Annotated in this window: 14 protein-coding genes; 6 read left to right on the top strand and 8 right to left on the bottom strand. The window is 70.7% G+C overall.

Features of this window, described 5'->3' with window-relative positions; all coding sequences use genetic code 11:
* Positions 1-208: 208 nt before the first annotated feature.
* From Mth01_RS25640 to Mth01_RS25650, 3 genes are all read right to left on the bottom strand, one after another.
* Positions 209-718, bottom strand: coding sequence for a DUF1440 domain-containing protein (locus tag Mth01_RS25640; RefSeq protein ID WP_239090011.1), 510 nt, complete (start codon positions 716-718; stop codon positions 209-211).
* Between the two features lie 153 nt (positions 719-871).
* On the bottom strand, positions 872-1,840 hold the full coding sequence (locus tag Mth01_RS25645) for a glycosyltransferase (RefSeq protein WP_204018519.1): 969 nt from the start codon (positions 1,838-1,840) through the stop codon (positions 872-874).
* A gap of 65 nt (positions 1,841-1,905) precedes the next feature.
* Complete coding sequence (locus tag Mth01_RS25650; protein WP_239090005.1) at positions 1,906-2,460, bottom strand: D-glycero-alpha-D-manno-heptose-1,7-bisphosphate 7-phosphatase; 555 nt, start codon at positions 2,458-2,460, stop codon at positions 1,906-1,908.
* Positions 2,461-2,781: 321 nt separating this feature from the next.
* On the opposite strand from Mth01_RS25650, the gene Mth01_RS25655 reads away from it, so the two are divergent.
* The 6 genes from Mth01_RS25655 to Mth01_RS25680 are packed head-to-tail and all read left to right on the top strand — an operon-like array spanning position 2,782 to position 7,679.
* Positions 2,782-3,870: a glycosyltransferase family 9 protein gene (locus tag Mth01_RS25655; RefSeq protein ID WP_204018520.1), complete on the top strand. Its 1,089-nt coding sequence runs from the start codon at positions 2,782-2,784 to the stop codon at positions 3,868-3,870.
* The gene (locus tag Mth01_RS25660; protein WP_204018521.1) at positions 3,867-5,111 is read left to right on the top strand and encodes a glycosyltransferase; all 1,245 of its coding nucleotides are present in this window, start codon (positions 3,867-3,869) and stop codon (positions 5,109-5,111) included. The genes Mth01_RS25655 and Mth01_RS25660 overlap by 4 nt, the downstream gene beginning before the upstream one ends.
* Before the next feature lies 1 nt (position 5,112).
* Positions 5,113-5,676: a D-sedoheptulose-7-phosphate isomerase gene (locus Mth01_RS25665; protein WP_204018522.1), complete on the top strand. Its 564-nt coding sequence runs from the start codon at positions 5,113-5,115 to the stop codon at positions 5,674-5,676.
* A complete protein-coding gene (locus Mth01_RS25670) occupies positions 5,673-5,894 on the top strand; it encodes a hypothetical protein (RefSeq protein ID WP_204018523.1) in 222 nt (73 codons plus the stop codon). The genes Mth01_RS25665 and Mth01_RS25670 overlap by 4 nt, the downstream gene beginning before the upstream one ends.
* Positions 5,895-5,898: 4 nt before the next feature.
* Positions 5,899-6,603 (top strand): SDR family oxidoreductase, encoded by a 705-nt coding sequence (locus Mth01_RS25675; RefSeq protein WP_204018524.1) that lies wholly within the window; start codon positions 5,899-5,901, stop codon positions 6,601-6,603.
* Positions 6,594-7,679 carry a glycosyltransferase family 9 protein gene (locus Mth01_RS25680; RefSeq protein ID WP_204018525.1) on the top strand — a complete coding sequence of 362 codons (1,086 nt, stop codon included), beginning with the start codon at positions 6,594-6,596 and terminating at the stop codon, positions 7,677-7,679. The genes Mth01_RS25675 and Mth01_RS25680 overlap by 10 nt, the downstream gene beginning before the upstream one ends.
* Here Mth01_RS25680 and Mth01_RS25685 read toward each other — a convergent pair.
* The 5 genes from Mth01_RS25685 to Mth01_RS25705 all read right to left on the bottom strand — a co-directional run bounded on the left by Mth01_RS25685 (position 7,592) and on the right by Mth01_RS25705 (position 13,355).
* The gene (locus tag Mth01_RS25685) at positions 7,592-8,365 is read right to left on the bottom strand and encodes a Mut7-C RNAse domain-containing protein (RefSeq protein ID WP_239090006.1); all 774 of its coding nucleotides are present in this window, start codon (positions 8,363-8,365) and stop codon (positions 7,592-7,594) included. The genes Mth01_RS25680 and Mth01_RS25685 overlap by 88 nt on opposite strands.
* 164 nt (positions 8,366-8,529) lie before the next feature.
* The gene (locus Mth01_RS25690) at positions 8,530-8,877 is read right to left on the bottom strand and encodes an SPW repeat domain-containing protein (protein WP_204018526.1); all 348 of its coding nucleotides are present in this window, start codon (positions 8,875-8,877) and stop codon (positions 8,530-8,532) included.
* Positions 8,878-9,028: 151 nt separating this feature from the next.
* Entirely contained in the window at positions 9,029-10,276 is a 1,248-nt protein-coding gene (locus Mth01_RS25695) for an RNA polymerase sigma factor (protein WP_204018527.1), read from the bottom strand.
* Between the two features lie 2 nt (positions 10,277-10,278).
* On the bottom strand, positions 10,279-10,623 hold the full coding sequence (locus Mth01_RS25700; protein ID WP_204018551.1) for a YciI family protein: 345 nt from the start codon (positions 10,621-10,623) through the stop codon (positions 10,279-10,281).
* 221 nt (positions 10,624-10,844) lie between these two features.
* Positions 10,845-13,355: a glycosyl hydrolase family 18 protein gene (locus Mth01_RS25705; protein WP_239090007.1), complete on the bottom strand. Its 2,511-nt coding sequence runs from the start codon at positions 13,353-13,355 to the stop codon at positions 10,845-10,847.
* Between the last annotated feature and the right edge of the window lie 50 nt (positions 13,356-13,405).

Below are 13,405 nucleotides of genomic sequence, written 5' to 3' on the forward strand. Positions count from 1 at the left end.
TATCGGCCCTTACGCCGGAACACGTCAACGACGGACATGACGCCGGGATCGCCCCTGACACCGTCGCCGCGCCTACTCGAATCTCTGCCGAGGTCGCTCCCTGGCTGTGTCGCTCCCTGCCGGTGTCAGTGTCGCTCCTGAGGGTGCCACCGTCCGGGAGCATCACTGTCCGAGGTGTCTCTGTCCGAGGTGTCTCTGCCTGGGAGCATCACTGCCCGAGGACGGCGGCTTTCTGGTCGGGATGTCTGGTCAGCGGAGCTTCGTGGGAAGGCATCGCCTTGTCGAATGGCGTGGGCTTCTCGGGCCTCAGCCGGTTCAACGCGAGGACGAGCGTCGTGCCCCACAGCAGATGGCTCGCGACAGGTAGGACATGGCGGCTCATCCGGATCTCCGACGCGGGCGGCAGGGTGCCGATGGGCGGCATGAGTCCCTGGTGTCCGGCATACCAGACGGCCAGGCCGTACGCCGTGCCGAGGGGAACGGGGATCCGCTGCCCGGTCGACAACAGGCCGAGCAGGGCGCCTGAAGCGGCGCCGAACACGAAATGAGAGATCGTCCCGAGCATGCCGTCGCCGGAGGTACGTCGGGGGCGGCCCGGGAGAGCGATTCCGGCAATCCGCTTGGGTGGTCGCGGCCCCAGCAGGCCCGCCCTGTCTCCGGCCATCGACATCGCGCTGTAGACGGCGGTCGCGAGGCCGCCGCCGATTGCACCGTTCATCACGTTGCGCATCATGATGTTGGCTTTCCCACCGGCACCCGTTCAAGTGCCCCACCGCGCCCCGTTCTCGGTAAACGTTCTCGGCTTGGTTCTCGGTATGGGTTCTCGGTATGGGTTCTCGGTATGGGTTCTCGTGGCGTACGAGCGTGCGCCTCAGATTCCCGAGCCCCCGCCGGGGACGATCTCACTGAACAGCAGTTCCCAGTCGGTGAGGAATCGGCGCACGTCGTAGCGGGCGAGGGCGGCGGAACGTGCGGCCTTGCCCGTCTGAGCGGCCAGCTCGGGATCGGCCGTGAACGTGTCCAGAGCGCGGACGAGGGTCGGCACCTTCGTCGAGATCACTCCCGCCTCCGACGGCACCGCCTCCACGGCCTCGGTGGTGGCCAGTGAGACGACGGGCATGCCGAGCATCATGGCTTCGATGAGTGACAGGCCGAGAGACGTCCAACGGTAGGGATGCAGGTAGACGCGCCTGCGGGCGAGTTCGGGGTGCATCTCGCGCTGCGGCAGGTCTTCGAAGGCGCCCATGTCGTCGGATAGGCCGAGTGTGGCCGGAAGTCCGGTGACCTTCATCCCGAACACGTCGAGGGGGGCGGTGGCGGCGAACGTCGGCAGCAGGTCGGTCCCCGCCACCCGCCATCGCCGGGCGGGTTCGTTGACCACCACGCCGGCGCGGGCGAACTCTCCGGTGTAGAGGTGGCCGGGATCGATGACACCGTGCTCGATCACCCGGGTCGGTGCGCGTCCGGAATCCCAGAACAGGTCGTTGAAATTGGTCACGTGGACCAGCGGGATGTCCGCCCGGTCCGCCAGCGGGTGGCGTGTCTTCGGAACGTCTCCCGCCGGGGTGTTGTGCTCGACATAGACACCGGGGACGTTCCGTCCCAGCCATTCCCGGGCGAGTTCGATCTCGTGAGGCCGCTGGTAGACGACGAGATCAACGTGCTCGGACGCCAGCCGATCGTACGGAACCTCGTACACGTTGTCGGGCCACGGGTAGGTCCGCGCCCGGCCTTGTCCGTCGGGGCCCCGGTCGGGGGTGAGCGGCACAAGGTAGTCGTGACCGCCCTGTACGAACGACGTGGTCCACGAGCCGTGGACATGCCACACCATGATTCTCATAGGTTGATCGCTCCCGTCCATCGATCGAGCCCGTATTCATACCCCTGTTTCCCCGGGAAGTCTTGTCACCCGAGCAGCCTGTCCACCGCGGTGGTGATGTCCGGGACGACCTCCGGTGCGGCGGCCACCTCGGCGGGCAGCGTCTCGGGAGTCGGAACAAGCATCGCCCGCGCCCCCGCGGCGAGTGCCGCCGCCACGTCCCGCCCGATATCGCCGATCACCACGCAGTCTCCGGGGCCGACCCCGAGGCTCGCCGCCGCCCGCAGCACCAGCCCGGGCGCGGGTTTGCGGCAGCCGCAGCCGTCGCCGTCATCGTGCGGGCACACGGTCCACACGTCGAACGGGCCGAGCAGCTCCTCCACACGCGCGTTCACCTCGCGCAGTGCTTCCGGGGTGATGAGCCCCCGCGCGATCCCGGACTGGTTGCTCACCACGCCGACGGGGACACCGGCGCGCCGCAGCCGGTCGAGCGCCGCCCGCGCCCCCGGCACCGGCTCCACCCGGCTCGGGTCCGAGTTGTACGGAACATCGTGGATGAGTGTTCCGTCGCGATCGAACAGCACGGCGGCCGGAAGCGCGGCCGGCAGCGCGGCCGGCAGCCGGTCGATGTGATGGGCCAAGACACCTCCCGGACGCCTCTCGGAGAACCGGACACCTCTCAGAGAACTCGTCCCCCGGCTACCCGGCCGATCAGGTGACAAACCCGGAAGTTCGCTACGGAGAGTAGCAGTTCTTGAGACTGAGCCCTTTGTACGGCGACTTCTCCGCAAAGCGGTGTTTAGAACCGCTTCTCTCGGTAACCAGACACGCACCGCGCAACGGAGGTAACCGATGCGATTCCCAGGTGAAAGCACTGCTGAAACCGCTGCCGAAACCACTGCCGAAGGCACTGCTGAAGACACCGTCCAAAGCACTCTCGTCTTCCCCCCTAGGGGCCGCTCGTGATCGGGACGGTTCTCGTGGTCCGGCCCGACAACGCGGGCGACGTCCTGCTCGCCGGCCCGGCGGTCCGTGCCGCGGCCGCCGGCGCCCGGCGGGTCGTCATGCTTGCCGGGCCCCACGGCCGGGCGGCCGCCGCGCTGCTGCCCGGAGTGGACCAGGTGCTGGAGTGGCGCACGCCATGGATCGACCCGGGCGGCGTGACGATGACCGGCAGGCACGCCGCCCGGTTGATCGATCAGGTGCGGCGGATCGCCCCGGATATGGCGTTGATCCTCACCTCGTTCCACCAGTCGGCGCTGCCGATGGCGCTGCTGCTCCGGCTGGCCGGGACGCCGAGGATCGCGGCGATCAGCCCCGACTACCCGGGCTCCCTGCTCGACGTGCGCCACATCGTGGACGAGAGCGTGGACGTCCCCGAGTCTGAACGCATGCTCGACCTCGCCCGGGCCGCCGGGTTCGAGTTGCCCCCCGGTGACGACGGGCGGCTCGCCGTACGGGAACCCCTCCCGGACTTGGCGCACCTCACCGGCCCACCCGGCTACGTGGTGATACACCCGGGGACCAGCGTGCCCGCGCGGGCCTGGCCGGCGGAACGGTGGGCCGAGGCCGTGCACGGACTGGTGGCCGCGGGCGAGCGCGTGGTCGTCACCGGCAGCCTGGGCGAGCGCGCGCTCACCGCCCGCATCGTGCGCGCCGCCGCCGCGCGAGCCCCGCACTCCACCCCGCACCCCGCCCTGAATCTCGTCCTGGATCTCGTCCTGGATCTGGGCGGCGCCACCACGTTCGCCGGGCTCGCCGGCGTGCTCGCCGCCGCATCCGCCGCAGTCGTGGCCAACACCGGGCCGGCGCACCTCGCCGCCGCGGTCCGCACCCCCGTGGTCAGTCTCTTCGCCCCCGTCGTCCCCGCGGCGCGCTGGGCGCCGTACGGCGTGCCGGTCGAGATCCTGGGCGACCAGCACGCGCCCTGCCGGGGGAGCAGGGCGCGAATCTGCCCCGTCCCCGGCCACCCGTGCCTCTCCTCGGTCCGTGGCGAACACATCGTCGAAGCGGTCCGCCGCCTCGCCACAGTGAAGGAGAGCGTTCTATGAGAATCGCCCTGATTTCCGAACACGCCAGCCCGCTGGCCACCATCGGCGGCGTCGACGCGGGCGGGCAGAACGTCCACGTCGCGGCGCTCGCCGTCGCTCTGGCCGAGCGAGGCAACGAGGTGACGGTGCACACCCGGCGGACCGGCCCCGACCAGCCGGACACCGTGATCATGGCTCCCGGGGTGACGGTCGACCACGTCGCGGCCGGGCCGCCGGAACCGGTGCCCAAGGACGAGCTCCTGCCGTACATGCCAGACTTCGCGGCGCATCTCGTCCGCAGGTGGGCGGCGCACCCGCCGGATGTGGCGCACGCGCACTTCTGGATGAGCGGTCTGGCCACGCTGTGGGCGGCCGAGGCCGTCGGCGTCCCGGTCGTGCAGACGTTCCACGCGCTCGGCACCGTCAAACGGCGTTGGCAGGGTGACTTCGACACCAGCCCGCCGCAGCGGCCGGCCGCCGAGCGCCAGGTGGGTCGTCAGGCGAGCGCTGTCATCGCGACCTGTGGCGACGAGGTTCGCGAGCTGGTCGCGATGGGCGTGCCGGACGATCGCGTGGGCGTGGTGCCCTGCGGCGTGGACCTTGAGCTGTTCCGTCCGGACGACCCGAGCATGCCGCGTGGCGACGGGGGCCGGCCGCGCGTGCTCAGCATCGGACGTCTGGTCCCGCGCAAGGGCGTGGACACGCTCGTCCGGGCGATGCGCCAGGTGCCCGACGCCGAGCTCGTCATCGCCGGCGGTGATCCGTACGACGACGAGGGGATCCGGCTGCGCGCGCTCGCCGAGGCGTACGGCCTGGCCGACCGGGTGCGCCTGATCGGCAGTGTGGCCCGGGCCGAGGTCCCGGTGCTGATGCGCTCCGCGGACGTGCTGGTCACCGTGCCCTGGTACGAGCCGTTCGGCATTGTCCCGGTTGAGGCGTTGGCCTGTGGTGTGCCCGTCGTGGCGTCCGCCGTGGGCGGTCACCTCGACACGGTGTCGGGATGCGGGCTGCTCGTGCCGCCGCGGCGACCGCGTGCGCTGTCCAGGGTGTTGCGGGACGTGCTGTCCCGCCCTGATCTGCGCGCCGCGCTGTCGGCCGCCGGTCCGCGTCGTGCCCGTGCGAGGTACGGCTGGCCGAGGGTGGCCGCCCAGACCGAGTCCGTGTACCGGACGCTGATCGGCGAGCGGGTCGGTCATCCCGCGGGTTCACATGGTCTCGCCGGTTCACGCACTGTCGGCCGGCTCGCGGTGGCTGGAGGTTGAGATGCATCCTCATCTGGCCCGGCTGAGGACCGCCCTGACGGCGGTGGATCCGGACACCCCCAAGATCTACGCCTGGGGATGCAAGCTCGCCGGCGTGCTGGCCGAGGGTGGGCGGCTGCTGGCCTGCGGCAACGGAGGATCGGCTGCGGAGGCCCAGCACCTCACGGCGGAGTTGGTCGGCCGTTACCGGGCCGACCGCCGGCCCTACGCCGCCATTCCGCTGCACGGCGACACCTCCACCATCACCGCGATCGGGAACGACTTCGGCCCGGACGAGGTGTTCGCCCGGCAGGTTCACGCGCACGGCAGGCCGGGGGACGTCCTCATGTGCCTGTCGACCAGCGGGACCAGCCGCAACGTGCTCGCCGCCGCCGACGCCGCACGCGGCTGCGGGCTCACCACCTGGGCGCTCACCGGACCCGCGCCCAACCCGCTGGCGGAGCTGTGCGACGAGGCCTTCGCCGTTCCCGCGTCCGACACCGCGACCGTGCAGGAGGTGCATCTGACCGTGATCCACATGCTCTGCGACGTGATCGAGGACGTGATCGAAAAGGCGTGCGCGTGAACGGACGACACAACGGGCCCGTGGTCATCGTCGGCGACTCGCTGCTCGACGTGGACATAGACGTGGACATAGACGTGGACATAGACGTGGACATAGAGGGCGACGCGGGACGGCTGTGCCCGGACGCTCCGGTCCCTGTCGTCGAGGGACGAACCGAGCACCACCGCCCGGGGGGAGCCGGGCCGGCCGCCCATCCCTGTGCCATGGAAAGGGTCTGAATCGATGTTGGGAAACATTCTGATCACCGGTGGCGCGTCCGGCCTGGGCCGGGCGACCGCGCTCGCCGTCGCGAAGGAGGGCGGCCGGCCGTTGTTGATCGATGTCAACGAGCCCGGCGGTGATGCGGACCATGTGCGTGCCGACCTCGCCGATCGGGGGCAGGCCGAGCGCGCGGTCCGCGAGCTCGCGGAGCGGGCGGGCGGGCTCGACGGCGTGGTCACGGCCGCGGGGATCGACGCGTGCGGCCGCCTGGAGGACATCCCGGCGGCGGACTGGGAACGGGTGATCGCCGTCAATCTCCTCGGCACCGCTTCGGTGATCCGGGCGGCCCTGCCGTACCTGCGCGAATCGAGGGCCCGGGCTGGGGGTACGGCCGAGGGCAAGGTGGTCACGGTCGCCTCCACCCTGGGGGTTCGTGCGGTGAGCGATGCCACGGCGTACTGCGCGGCCAAGTTCGGGGTGGTCGGGTTCACCCGGGCGCTCGCCGCCGAGCTCGCAGGTGAGGTGGGGGTGACGCTGCTGATCCCGGGCGGCATGCACACGAACTTCTTCGACGGCAGGGATGAGAAGTACCGGCCGGGACCGGACGCGAGACTCAACCAGCCCGAGGACGTGGCGGCGGCCGTCGTCTTCGCGCTCGGCCAGCCCCGGGGCTGCGAGGTCCGGGAGCTGGTGGTCTGCTCCTCCACGGAGACGTCGTGGCCCTGAGGCCGGTGCTGCTCGCGCTGCGAGGGCTGGGGCTGGGCGACCTGCTGACCGCGGTTCCGGCGCTGCGCGCCCTGCGGCGCGCCCATCCGGAGCACCGGATCGTGCTGGCGGCGCCCGCTCATCTGGGCGGTCTGCTACCACTGATCGGCGCGGTCGACGAGTTGGTCGACATGTCCGGGCCGGGCCCGGTGCCGGGGGGTGCGGTGCCGGGGGGTACGGTGCCGTACGGCCTGCCGGGCATCGCGAACGTCCCGGATATCCCGGATATCGCGGTCAACCTGCACGGCAGCGGACCGCAGAGCATCGTCGCGCTGCGCCGGGCTCGGCGGCTCCTCAGCCACGCGCATCCCGCCGTCCCCGGCGTGGCGGGACCGCCCTGGCGGCCGGAGATCCACGAGGTACGCCGATGGTGCGAGATGCTCGAGTGGTACGGCATCACCGTCGACCATGGAGATCTCGCGCTACGGGATCCGGGCCCCAGCCGATGGGCGGATGCCGAGGCCGTCATCCACCCGGGGGCCGGATATCGGGCCAAGCAGTGGCCGCCGGAGCGGTTCGCCGGGGTGGCGGCGGAGCTGAGCCGTCTCGGCCTGCACGTCGTGATCACGGGTGGGCCGGAGGAGATCGCCCTCGCCCGCCAGGTCGCCGAGCTGGCGGGGCTCCCCGGTCCGCCGGCGGCACGCGTGCTGGCCGGCCGTACCGACCTGCGGGAGCTCGCCGCACTGGTCGGCGGCGCGAAGCTGGTGATCTGTGGTGACACCGGCATGTCTCACCTCGCCACGGCCGTGGGCACGCCGTCGGTGGTGATCTACGGGCCGGTCTCGCCCGCCCTGTGGGGGCCACCCCCGGGCCATCCGCATGTCACGCTGTGGACCGGGCGGACCGGTGACCCGTACGGCGACCGGCCGTCGGAGGGACTGCTGGAGATCGGCGTCCGTGACGTGCTCGACGCCGCATACAAGCTTCTCCGATCGCGCGCCGGTGAACATCAGCCGGGACGTCGACCGCCGGACAGGGCTCGGGAGGCGATCTCGACGATCTCCGCGAGCCTGCCGCCGTGCGCGCCGCGCCAGTAGATCCGGCCGCAGGCGAGGCAGCGGGCGAACGTGTCGTAGCTGCGGCGCGTTCCCGGCAGGAGCTCCGCCTCCACCTCGCTCTTGCCCACCGGCGACAGGGGGCCGTTGCACGCGGTGCATCGCGTCCACGGGGCGAGCGGCGGCCGGAAGCGGTCGAGCACGTCGAGGAACTGCTCGCGTGGCCGAGCGCCGCGGACGTGGGCGCCCAGCCACAGTGCCCGGCGGCGCAGGAGCCCGCGATCCTGGGTGAGCAGCACCCTGCGCTCGGCGCCCGCCTGGGCGATCAGCGCGTCGTCGTCGAGGTCGTTGCGGTAGGCGACGTCCAATCCCACCAGACGCAGCCACCGGGCGAGGGTGCCGAGATGGACGTCGAGGACGAACCGGGCGGCCGGGATGGGCTGCGGCCGGGTCACCCCCAGCACCTCGACCCGCAGCACCTCCACCGTGTCGTGGGGGCTCGGGCGGTATGAGGGCGCGACCGGGTGGCCTCCGACGAGGAGCGCGCCGACCTCGGTCAGTGGCACCCCCGCCGACTCGACCACGTGCCCGAGCGACGACGTGCCGTCGCAGGGGAGCAACAGCTCGTCGCGCCGGCGACGAGGCGGCAGGAAGATCCACAGCTCCGGCGCGAAGCGCACGGACAGTACGGGCGGTACGGACAGCACGGGCGGTTCTGCCTGGTCCACCCGTCCAGCATGTCAGCCTCCCCCAGCCCCGGGCAGCATGCCCAGCAGTACGGCCCAGCAGTACGGGCTCAGCAGTACGGGCCCAGCAGTACGGGCCCAGCAGTACGGCCCGGCCGTCGGTCGCCGGGGGAGGGCGAGGACGGCCGGGCCGTGGCGGGAGGCGGTCAGGCGTTGGCGGCCGCCCCGGCGCGGGCCTGGAGCGTGGTCAGCAGGCCGACCACGACCGTGACGCCGCCGGCGAGCCAGGCAGTCCAGGCCGCGGCGGCGTCGCCGTCGAAGCCGAAGGCCCAGGGCGACACGAACAGCAGGGCGCCGAAGGCCGCGGTGACCCAGGAGCTGGCCCCGCCGGCGCCGAGGATCGCCCACAGGGCGGACACCACGAGGAGTGCCCCGAGCAGGAGCAGCGGTTGGCCGGCCGCGTTGACGTCGCTCGCCCAGATGAACGCCGCGAGGAGCGAGACCAGACCCGCGAGCAGGGCGATGACGTCGGACAGAGATCTCGTGAGATCCATCCGTAGCCTCCGAACGTGAGAGGTGACCCTTTGATTCGAAGATCCGCTTGATTGACCGCCCGGTCAACAATCCGCCACGTCAGGGTTCCCTAACCTCGAGGACCGCCGACCGATGACTTCGCTTGTCCGGGGCCAGTTCACTCCAGCGTGGTCAGCTCTCCAGCGAGGACAGCCTTCGGCGCAGGTGGGCGCGTTCGGGTTCGGTGCCGGCGAGTTCCAGGGCTCGCCGGTAGGCGGCGGCGGCTTCGGCCGTCCTGCCCAGCTGGGACAGCAGGTCGGCGCGTGCCGCGTGGTAGGGGTGATGGCCGCGCAGCCAAGGCTCGTCGGCGAGCTCGCCGATGAGCCTCAGCCCGGCCTGCGGGCCGTCACGCATGGCGACCGCCACCGCGCGGTTCAGCGCCACGATCGGCGACGGCGTGAGCGTGAGCAGGACGTCGTAGAGTGCCACGATCTGGGGCCAGTCGGTGGTGGTGAGGTCCGCGGCCTCGTCATGCAGGGCGGCGATCGCGGCCTGCACGCCGTACGGGCCGGCCGGACCGCCCGCCAGTGCCACGTGCACCAGGGCCAGGCCATCCTCGATCATCGTACGGTCCCAGCGCCCGCGGTCCTGGTCGGCGAGGAGCACCATCCGGCCGTCGGGCCCCGTGCGCGCGCCGCGGCGCGCGTGGATCAGCAGCATCAGTGCCAGCAGCCCGGTGACCTCTCGTTCGGCGGGCAGCAGCTTGTGCAGGATGCGTGCCAGGCGAATGGCCTCCTCGGCCAGGTCAAGCCGCTGCAGGTCCGGTCCGGAGCTGGCCGTGTACCCCTCGGTGAAGATCGAATAGATGACCTGGAGCACCCCCGCCAGCCGCTCCGGCCGTTCGTCTGGATCGGGTACGCGGAACGGGATGCGCGCCTCACGGATCTTCTTCTTCGCTCGGACGATCCGCTTGGCCATCGTGTCGACCGGGACGAGGAAGGCCCGCGCCACCTCGGGTGTGCTCAGTCCGGCCAGACACCGCAGGCTCAGCGCGATGCGATCCTCGGCGGGCAGAGCCGGGTGGCCGCATGTGAAGAACAGCAGCAGCCGTTCGTCAGGCAGGTCGTCCCCCGGGGCCGCGGTCGGCGCGGGTGCGGCCCGCTCCGCCTCTACCTGCAGGATGGCCAGCCGGGCGGCGTAGGTCGTGTCGCGCCGCAGGCGGTCGATGGCCTTGCGCCGTGCCGTGGTCGCCAGCCACGCCCCCGGCTTCGGCGGCACGCCGTGGACCGGCCAGCGCACCAGTGCCGCCTCGATCGCCTCGGCGGTGACCTCCTCGGCCAGGTCGAGGTCACCGAAGCGGCGCACCAGCGAGGCCAGCAGCAGGCCGCGCTCTTCGCGGAACACCGACTCGACCGCCGACGCCGCCCGACTGTCCATCATGATCAGACCTCGAACTCCGCCACCGGCCGCACCACGACCGACCCGCCGCCGCGTGAGCCGGGACAGCGGGCCGCCCAGTCCAGGGCCGCGTCGAGGTCGGGCACATCGATCACGTAATAGCCGCCGAGCACCTCACGTGTCTCGGCGAACGGGCCGTCGGTCGCGATGGTCCGCTGACCGTCCCGATCGACGCGCACGGTGGTCGCCGTGGTCAGGTCTGCCAGGGAATGCCCCGCCACGAAGATCCCCGAGTTCTTCACCGTCTTGTCGTACACCTGCCAGTCCTCGAACGAGGTCCCCGGGACGTCCTCGGCCAGGTCGGCGGGGGCGCTGTTGATCAGGAGCATGTACTTCACGCTGAGCTTCCTTCGTCGTCTTCCGCGTCGTTTCCGCGTCGTTTTCCGTACGGGCGGGTCGCCGTACATCATCACTACGGACCGGACCCGGCCGTATGGACATCGTCTCCGAGAATTTTTCTTCGCGGTCGGAAGCGGAGCATCTTGCGAACCCGGATCCGGGGGAGACGAGTCCCCCGGATCCGGGTTCGCGGCGTCTGAGCCTGAGCCTGTTACTTGAGACCGTTGTCCACGGCGCTCATCAGGGTGCCGGTGTCACCGGACATCTCCCAGATCATCGCGCCGAGCAGGTTCTTGTCGCGCAACCAGGCCATCTTCTTCCCGATCGACCAGGTGTCGTCGAAGCTCCACCACTGCCCGCCGTTGCCGGTGTAGCAGTAGGTCGCCACCGCCTGCTCGTCGTGCTTGACCGTGCAGCCCGGCACGCTCGCGACCAGGTTGGAGTATCCGCGGGTGCCCGCCTCCTCCGCGAACTGGCCGGGGGCCGCGCCGGTGGCGGACTGCCACTCGCCCGACTTGCCGCCGTCGGCGACGCCCTGCCAGCCACGGCCGTAGAAGGCCAGACCAATGGTGATCTTGCGCGGGTTCACGCCGGCGTCCAGGTACGTCTGGACGGCGTCCTCCACGCTGAAGTGGAACGAGTAGGGGTCGTCCACGTCGGTGTAGAGGTTGCCCGCGTGCCCGGTCCGGTTCGGCTCCCAGGAGTTGTCGCTGCCCGAGCCGTGGAAGTCGTAGCCCTGGACGTTGAAGATGTCCATGTATTTCGCGACTTCACGGAGATCCCAGCCGGCCTCGATCTTCGCCGGGTCGGCCGGGGTGAACGCGGTGAGGTCGTAGCGCTGGCCGGTCTCCTTGGTGAGCTCGTCGAGCTGCTTGCGGAACTCGGCGATCAGCAGGGTGTTGTTCTCCTTGTCGTTCGGACCGATGTGGTTGCCCGCGTGCCCCTCGGCGCCCGGCCACTCCCAGTCGAGGTCGATGCCGTCGAAGATCCCGGCGGCGCTGCCCGGGCCGCCCGCGGCGTTGTACGTCGGCAGGTTGCCCTTGATGTACATGTCGATGCAGGAGCTGACGAACTTCTTCCTGGACGCGTCGGTGGCCGCCACGTCGGAGAAGTACTTCGAGTACGTCCAGCCGCCGATCGAGATCAGCACCTTGAGCTTGGGGTGCTTCGCCTTGAGCTTCTTCAGCTGGTTGAAGTTGCCGCGCAGCTTCTCCCACCCGGTGTCGGCCACGCCGTCGACCGACTGCGCCGAGCTCATCGGCCTGCCGTAGTCGGCGTCCGCGTCGCCGGCGCCGTCACCCTGGTTGGGGTCCTGCGGATCGGAGGACGTGCCCTTGGTGACGCCGTTGAGACAGGTCAGGTTGACCGGGTCGATGTTGGCGAAGGCGTAGTTGAGGTGGGTCAGCTTCGCCGCCGCGCCCGTGGTGTCCAGGTTCTTGACGAAGTACTGCCTGCCGTAGATGCCCCACTGCACGAAGTAGCCGACCCTGGCGTAGCCGCTGCCGACGATGTCGGCCGTCTTCGCCTTCAGCGGGGTGCCGGCCGCGGACACGTTGTCGTACTGGTCTCGGGCCCGGACCGTGAAGGTGTACTCCGTGGACGGCGACAGCCCGGTGACCTTGGCCGAGGTGCCGGTCACCGAGGTGGCGAGCCGCGAGCCCTCGTAGACGTCGTACCCCGCGACGCCCTTGTTGTCGGTCGAGGCGTTCCAGGCGAGCGAGACGCTCGAGGCGTCGGCGCCGGTGCTGCGCAGGCCGGTCGGCACGGTCGGCGGCTGGGTGTCGTCGGCCGGGTCGTTGGTCGTCACCTTCAGCGCGGCGCTGGCCGGGGAGAGGTTGCCCTTGCGGTCCTTGGCCTTGACGGTGAACGTGTACTCGGTCTTGGGCGTCAGCCCGGTCACGGTCGCGCTGGTCTCGGTGACGGTGGTGGCGAGGTCGCCGCCGTTGTAGACCTCGTACCCGGCGAGCGGGAGCGTGCCGGGGGTCGAAGCGTCCCACTTGAGCGAGACCGACTTGGTGGTCTTGACCGGCGAGCTGAGGTTGCCCGGCGCGGACGGCGGCGTGTCCGGCGCGCCGTCGCACTGCACGTCGTTGACCCGGCAGTTGGTCGGCTCGACCCCGCTCCTGCTGAGCGTGAAGGTCGGGCTGTACGGCTCGGTCGACCTGTTCGCCCCGATGGTGGTGTTGTAGTAGGCCGGGCTGAGCGTCACCTTGGTGCCGGACTGGCTCACCGACCCGTTCTGGGCGTTGCTCGCGGTGACACCGGACGGCAGCTCGAACGTGATCGTCCAGCCGTTGAGCGCGGTGGCGCTGTTGTTGCTCACCACGAACTTCCCCTGCGTCCCGTTGCCGGTGAACTCGGCGGTCAGCGGCGCGGGCGGCGGCGGCGGGTCACCGCTGCCGTCACAGTTGGCACGGTTGATGGTGCAACTCGTCGGCTGCACCGCGGAACTGAGCGTGAAGGTCGGGCTGAACGGCTCGGTGTTGCCGCCCGCCCGCACGGTGTTGATGTAGAAGGCGGGGGTGAGCTTCACCTTCGTGCCGCTCTGCGAAATCGTCGCATTCTGCGGGTTGCTCGCCGTCACCCCCGATGGCAGTTCGAACTGGATCGACCAGCCCGTGATCGCACTGCTGCTCGGGTTGCTCACCACGAACTTGCCCTGGTTCCCATTCAGGCTGAACACCGCCGTGAGGCCGGTGGCGGCGTGAGCTGGAACGGCCATCGTGATGAGGAGCAACAATGCGGAGAGTAAAGCCGCTGCTCGGCGCATCC

The sequence above is a fragment of the Sphaerimonospora thailandensis genome, from assembly GCF_016863115.1.
In the GTDB taxonomy this organism is placed as follows: Bacteria; Actinomycetota; Actinomycetes; order Streptosporangiales; family Streptosporangiaceae; genus Sphaerimonospora; species Sphaerimonospora cavernae.

Bases quoted from the DNA above. Each gene is read 5' to 3' on its own strand.
- Mth01_RS25640 (WP_239090011.1), bottom strand. From the start codon at position 718: ATGAACGGTGCAATCGGCGGCGGCCTCGCGACCGCCGTCTACAGCGCG.
- Mth01_RS25645 (WP_204018519.1), bottom strand. From the start codon at position 1,840: ATGAGAATCATGGTGTGGCATGTCCACGGCTCGTGGACCACGTCGTTC.
- Mth01_RS25660 (WP_204018521.1), top strand. From the start codon at position 3,867: ATGAGAATCGCCCTGATTTCCGAACACGCCAGCCCGCTGGCCACCATC.
- Mth01_RS25665 (WP_204018522.1), top strand. From the start codon at position 5,113: ATGCATCCTCATCTGGCCCGGCTGAGGACCGCCCTGACGGCGGTGGAT.
- Mth01_RS25675 (WP_204018524.1), top strand. From the start codon at position 5,899: ATGTTGGGAAACATTCTGATCACCGGTGGCGCGTCCGGCCTGGGCCGG.
- Mth01_RS25690 (WP_204018526.1), bottom strand. From the start codon at position 8,877: ATGGATCTCACGAGATCTCTGTCCGACGTCATCGCCCTGCTCGCGGGT.
- Mth01_RS25695 (WP_204018527.1), bottom strand. From the start codon at position 10,276: ATGATGGACAGTCGGGCGGCGTCGGCGGTCGAGTCGGTGTTCCGCGAA.
- Mth01_RS25700 (WP_204018551.1), bottom strand. From the start codon at position 10,623: ATGCTCCTGATCAACAGCGCCCCCGCCGACCTGGCCGAGGACGTCCCG.
- Mth01_RS25705 (WP_239090007.1), bottom strand. From the start codon at position 13,355: ATGGCCGTTCCAGCTCACGCCGCCACCGGCCTCACGGCGGTGTTCAGC.